The organism is Enterobacter quasihormaechei, assembly GCF_004331385.1.
GTDB lineage: Bacteria > Pseudomonadota > Gammaproteobacteria > Enterobacterales > Enterobacteriaceae > Enterobacter > Enterobacter quasihormaechei.
Genome location: NZ_SJON01000033.1, coordinates 1 through 5,461, shown reverse-complemented (window position 1 = coordinate 5,461; position 5,461 = coordinate 1). Strand labels below are relative to the sequence as shown.

Below are 5,461 nucleotides of genomic sequence, written 5' to 3'. Positions count from 1 at the left end.
TCCAGGAAGATAGGGGAAGAACAAAACCCTGTTTCTGTCGCACGGGAGTGGGTGGCTCAGGCCACTTCGCTGAAAGATGGTGTCACCGTCACCCTGTCCGATGTGTCCCGATACGGAGACGTTCAGGTGGAGATCAGAACCTACGGAACGCTTAACTGGCGTGCCTGGTCATTTGACCCGGATTTTCTTTTGGAACTGAAACGCAATCTGCAACACGTGCAGCTTTAACCGGAGGCCGGATGTCCGGCCTTAACCCAGAGAAGGAGGAAACATGCAGAACCTTAACACCCGTCCGGCAACCCGTAAGGTCGGGCAGAGCACCGAAATCGTGAAGCTGCTGCGCATTCAGGCCAGCGACACCCACGTGGTCGAGTTTGACAACGTGGACACCCGATTTAATGACTGCAACAACTGGCAGGTGATGGCAGGAGGCAAACGCGTCCTGTGCAGCAACCGCATGTATGAGCGTTTTTCAGATGTGAAATCGGGGATCGTGGCAACGATCAACGTGTGTGAAAACAGCGGCAGCGTAACGGATAAAGCGATGCTGGAAGGGGCAAAAGTCATGATGCAGGTTCTTGATGGCTATCCGTCTTTTGCAGCACTGGCAGCACACCCGAAACGCATTACCGGTTAACCGAGTGCCGTGACCGGATCGCACTCCGGCCACGGCTAACCACAACTATCACTGAGAGGTAAAAATCATGGTCGCCACCAATACTACGGCAAAAAAACCAGCTAAGCCCGCCCGTCAGACAAAATCTGCGGAAAAAATCGCGCAGTCTACCGAGCAGAAGCTCGTCCAGCTGCTCGCTGATACGCCCGTGCAAATCTTCCCGTACTCCCGCCTGTCACACACTGGCTTAAACACGCGCATCATTCCGCATACCGATCAGGAAGTGGAAGAGATGGCAGACAGCATTCAGGCAATGGGCATCCTGCAAAACCTGATTGGTGCAGAACTGCCGGACGGTACGATCGGCATTGTCGGCGGGGAAGGTCGTCGCAGAGGCACAGGCATTCTGGTGATGCGCGGTGTGCTCGATGCGGACACGCCGTTTGTTCCGGTGAAAGTCCTGCCCGTTGAGATGGCGGTGGCGGCCTCGATGATCGAGAACGGTCGACGTAAAAACATGCATCCCGCCGAGCAGATTATCGGTTTTCGTACCCTTCAGCAGGAAGGTAAAACGGCCTCTCAGATCGGCGCACTGATGGGCTACCACCCGCGCCATGTTCAGCGCTGCCTGAAGCTGGCGAATCTTGCCCCCTCCCTGCTGGATGCGCTGGCGCGGGATGAAATCTCCCTTGAACAGTGTGAAGTCCTGACACTTGCTGATACCCATGAGCGTCAGGAGCAGGTCTGGAAAGAGGCTGTTGTACAGTGGCGCGATCCTGCTGTACAGACTCTGCGCAAAATGGTGACCGACGACAAGATGGCCATCAGTCACCCTATGTTTGAGTATGTGGGCGAGGAAGCCTATACCGCCGCTGGCGGTACGCTGACCGCCGATCTGTTCAGCGATAAAGACAGCACCTTTGCCGATGCGGCGCTGGTGAAATCACTGCTGGCTGGCAAGCTCACCGTGCTCGCCGCCCGTATTAAGCAGGAGCAGGGCTGGGGCTGGGCTGAGTTCCGTATGACGGAACTCAGCTTCAGCGGTGAGGACGGTGAACTGTACCGTTTTGCCATGCCAAAAGCTGTCCTGACGGAAGAAGAACAGAAGCGCGTCAGCGAGCTGGAAGAACAAAGGGATGCTACTGAAAGCTACGATGACGAATACGAGCTTCAGCAGGATATCGATGACATTTACTGCGAGGCGCAGTACCGCGAAGCCACGCCGGAATTTCGCGCCGCGCACGGAATCTGGGTGTCATGGGACGGTAGCAATTTTCAGGTTCAGCCTGGTATCCGCAAGCTGACCGACGAAGACCGGGCAGAAGAAGAACAGGCGCGTCAGGAACGTGAAAGCAATGTGATCAGATACACCACGCCTGACATTCCCGCAGACGCCTATCCGGCAACGCTGGTTAAGGCCATGTCAGCCGAACGGACTCTGGCTGTTCAGGCCGAACTGGCGGGTCGTCCTGACGTGTCGGTGGCGCTGCTGACGTGGACGCTGTGTCTTGCGCTCTTTGATCGCACCCACGGCAAGCGCAGCCAACCGCTGAAAGCCTATGTGACCTCGAATCAGTATCACCTTGCATCACTGGCGCCATCCGGTGAAGAAGGGAAGGCGCTGACGGCGCTCAATGCACAGAAAAAAGCGCTTCAGGCAACGCTGCCAGAAAACTGGCATCTCGATTTCACCTGGCTGCTGTCATGGTCAGCAGAGCAGGTGAACACCCTGCTGGGATTCTGTGCGGCACACGGTATCAACGGTATTCAGGAGCGTATGTACAACCATACGCAGAAAAGCGAACTGGACGGGCTGGAAGCGGCGCTGGACTTTGACCTGCGCAAATGGTGGCAACCGGGTGCAGAGAGCTACTTCGGCAAGCTCACCATCGCCCAGATCGGCAAAGCCTACGAAGAAGCCGGACTGAGTACCCGCGCCGGAGAGATTGTGAAGCTCAAGCGCCGCGATGCGGCGAAGGCCGCCGAGCAGGATCTGAATGCTCAGGGCTGGCTGCCTGACTGGATGGTGCGCACAGCGCCAGCCGCCGAGGCTGGAGAAGCCACCGAATCCGACGCTAACACCACTGACCACGCTGCATAATACCGGAGGCCGCCGCCTTCGGGCGGCGGGAACAGACATGACCATGCAATATGACCTGAACCGAATCAACACCCTGACCGCCACAGACCTGGAGTTTATCCGTCAGCAGGGGGAGGACGCGCGCCGCGCCCTCAGCGATGCCGTGACCGGCCTCCTGTCGACACCTGAAGGATGGCGCGTCTGCGCCGAATACCGCAGCGAGTTCGGCGGCTTCTTCCCTGTCCAGTGCCGCTTCAGCGCGGACGGCAGTGATGACTGGCATCTGTGCGTGTGCAGCCCGGGCGAAGTCTCGCCTTACTGGCTTCTGGTGCTGCTGTCCTCCGGCGGTGAAGTGGTGCGTACTCTTTACCAGAGCGACACGCTTCAGCCTGAACGGATAAACCAGCTGATCGCGCAGCTGGCAGGTATGCGCCGCTTTAACTGCACTGCCCGCACCGTGGCGAAGCTGATGAATGTGGAGGTGACAGCATGATCCCGTCCTCACACGCGCTCGTTTCCCTGAAGCCCGCCCGTCAGGCTGCAATACAGGCTATCAGCCATGTTGAGTCTGCCCGCGAACGCGGCGCACGACTGCCCGCCATGCCGTATGTGCGTACCTTTCTGCGTCTTCTCACGGGCAGCGGACGCCTCAACGCCACGGTAGCTAATAAAATACCTGGTCTGCACTGGGTGCCAAATAACCGTCATTCGAACCTGAAACAGGTCGAGGAGGCGCTTAACACCATGATCGCCACCAGTGGCGAAGCCTGCCCGCTGCCGCTCACAATTGACGTACAGGCCGAGCTATTCCCTGAGGTCATGCACACCCGCACGGGTCGACGGCTGCACAGGTCCGGCATTAAGACCACGCGTCAGATGCGCCGCCAGTCTCGTGAGTACGAACAGCGCTGGAAACTGCGCCAGAACCTGCTGGAGCAGGCGAAAATCGACCTGAATTTTCAGTCTCCGGAAACCGTCTGCACCTGGTACACCCGGTGGAGCGACGAGTTTGACGCGGCAGAGCTTGCTGCACCGTTCTGGCGCTGGCAGTCGCGGTTCGCGTCGCTGAAGGAACTTGACTGGCTTCGCATCAGCGGTGAGCCGCTGTATACAGTGATGTATGAAATCCCGTTTATTGTCCGGGAAACACCTGAGCATGTTCGTGTCGCTGAACGCTGGCAGGTGCCAAATAAGCTGGCTGACCGGAGCGGTGTATGAAGTGGCGCTATTCCCTGCGCTGGAAATTGCCGCACAAGCCCTGCCCAGGTCCACTGGAGCTGGTTTCAGTTGTCGTGGAGGCAGGGCAGGCGGCACCTGAAGAGGTAATGTCACGCTGGGTAGCTGGCTCAGGTTACGCTGTATGCGTGGATTTTCTCGGTCAGAAACAGATCCAGCGCTGGAGCGATGAACGGAAAGCAGCGGTGAGAAGGCGCAACATGCAGGCACGGATTAATCGTGTTGCCCCTTTGTTTGCCGATGAGTTAATCGAGCGGGAACTGGCAGCGCGTCCGGCGTATTTCAATGGCAAGTCTGCCCGATGAATCAGATACAATGCTGTCTGACTGAACAGATGGCCATACAAAAGGAAAGCAGGACTATGAGGTACTGGTTGCTCGTTATATTACTGTACGCGCTGTTCTTTTTAATCGTCAGGCATGCTGCGCCAGAATGGGAAGGCACGACAGGCTATTATGCTGGCCTGTTCATATGCAGTCTGATAGCGATGGTTATCACATGGCGTGATACGCCAGGCTGGTTCGATAAAGTCCTGCTCGGCGTAATGAAATACGGCGTTCTGAGTGCCGGGATTATCTTCTTTGTCTGGGGCGTCGGGTACAAGCTGGCATTCTGGGGGCAAAGTAATTCTGATGCCGTATTTGTAAGTGCCGGGGACGTGATTTTGCCCAATCTTGCGCTGGTCATCGGCGTAGTGATCGCGGCATGGGGATACGTGAGATATTTCAGGCGTTAAGCAGCATAAAGCGTGGATATACCTGGTAAGAAAGAGCACCTGCCCGGTATAATCGACGTGGCGCTTGAGGCTTTTTGCCTCATGACGTGAAGGTGGTTTGTTACCGGTTGTGTGGCAAAAAGAAGAAAGCCCCGTAGGAAGTTAATTTTCATTAACCAACCAAACGAGGCCATCTGCTTGACTAGACACCAACAGAATAGCCTCTTAGCAGCCGCAAGGCAAGGAGAAGACGGCTATGAAACTGCCACGAAATACCCTGATCTGGTGTGTATTAATAGTGTGTCTCACACTACTGATATTCACTTACCTGACACGGAAATCGCTCTGCGAAATCCGTTACAGGGATACGAACAGGGAGGTGGCGGCTTTCATGGCTTACGAATCCGCTAAGTAGCCAACCCCGGCGGGGGGAAACCCCCGCCACTAAGGGGCTGAGGCTGTCTGGACATGCCTGAAGCGCCTTTATGAAGGGGTTACCGGTTTACCGGTAGCCCCTTTTTCCTTCCTGACGCGACCGCACGCCTGAACTTCCGGGAAGGGCTGTTCCCCTGCGGGGAACGGGGGAAGGGGGACGCGCCTTCGGCGCTGCCCCTCTGCTCCCTCCGCCTTGCCCACATTCCTGCCTTTCCTGCCTGATTTTGCTGAAGTCAGAGCGCCATGAGTTACCTGCCTGTATCTGGCTTCGGCCTGGTTTTCCCTGTGTTCTTCATCCCGGGCGTCATATCCGGCGTCCTGCCGGTTAACTTTTTCAGCTGCAGCTCCGTGGCCATAACCCAAAAAACGGGCAGGGCGA

Annotated in this window: 8 protein-coding genes and 1 pseudogene; all 9 read left to right on the top strand. The window is 56.9% G+C overall.

The features are described from left to right. A partial coding sequence (locus tag E0L16_RS21845; protein ID WP_242672241.1) for a hypothetical protein occupies window positions 1-228 on the top strand: 228 nt, incomplete at its 5' end. 43 nt (window positions 229-271) lie between these two features. Next, on the top strand, window positions 272-637 hold the full coding sequence (locus tag E0L16_RS21840; RefSeq protein ID WP_063136913.1) for a hypothetical protein: 366 nt from the start codon (window positions 272-274) through the stop codon (window positions 635-637). Window positions 638-704: 67 nt separating this feature from the next. Further along, window positions 705-2,717, top strand: a complete 2,013-nt coding sequence (locus E0L16_RS21835) for a ParB/RepB/Spo0J family partition protein (protein ID WP_131638299.1) — start codon at window positions 705-707, stop codon at window positions 2,715-2,717. Window positions 2,718-2,754: 37 nt separating this feature from the next. After that, window positions 2,755-3,189 (top strand): conjugation system SOS inhibitor PsiB, encoded by a 435-nt coding sequence (gene psiB, locus E0L16_RS21830; RefSeq protein ID WP_023345470.1) that lies wholly within the window; start codon window positions 2,755-2,757, stop codon window positions 3,187-3,189. Continuing rightward, a complete protein-coding gene (locus E0L16_RS21825; RefSeq protein WP_023345471.1) occupies window positions 3,186-3,914 on the top strand; it encodes a plasmid SOS inhibition protein A in 729 nt (242 codons plus the stop codon). Before psiB ends, E0L16_RS21825 begins: the two co-directional genes overlap by 4 nt. Then, window positions 3,911-4,237, top strand: a complete 327-nt coding sequence (locus tag E0L16_RS21820) for a hypothetical protein (protein ID WP_045890688.1) — start codon at window positions 3,911-3,913, stop codon at window positions 4,235-4,237. Before E0L16_RS21825 ends, E0L16_RS21820 begins: the two co-directional genes overlap by 4 nt. A gap of 56 nt (window positions 4,238-4,293) precedes the next feature. Beyond that, entirely contained in the window at window positions 4,294-4,668 is a 375-nt protein-coding gene (locus E0L16_RS21815) for a hypothetical protein (protein ID WP_063136915.1), read from the top strand. A 111-nt stretch (window positions 4,669-4,779) separates the two neighbouring features. Beyond that, window positions 4,780-4,995: pseudogene (locus E0L16_RS22265) on the top strand (DUF5431 family protein); the annotation flags it as partial. Continuing rightward, window positions 4,943-5,062, top strand: a complete 120-nt coding sequence (locus tag E0L16_RS21805; protein ID WP_223156217.1) for a type I toxin-antitoxin system Hok family toxin — start codon at window positions 4,943-4,945, stop codon at window positions 5,060-5,062. The pseudogene E0L16_RS22265 and the gene E0L16_RS21805, both read left to right, overlap by 53 nt. Window positions 5,063-5,461: the final 399 nt, after the last annotated feature.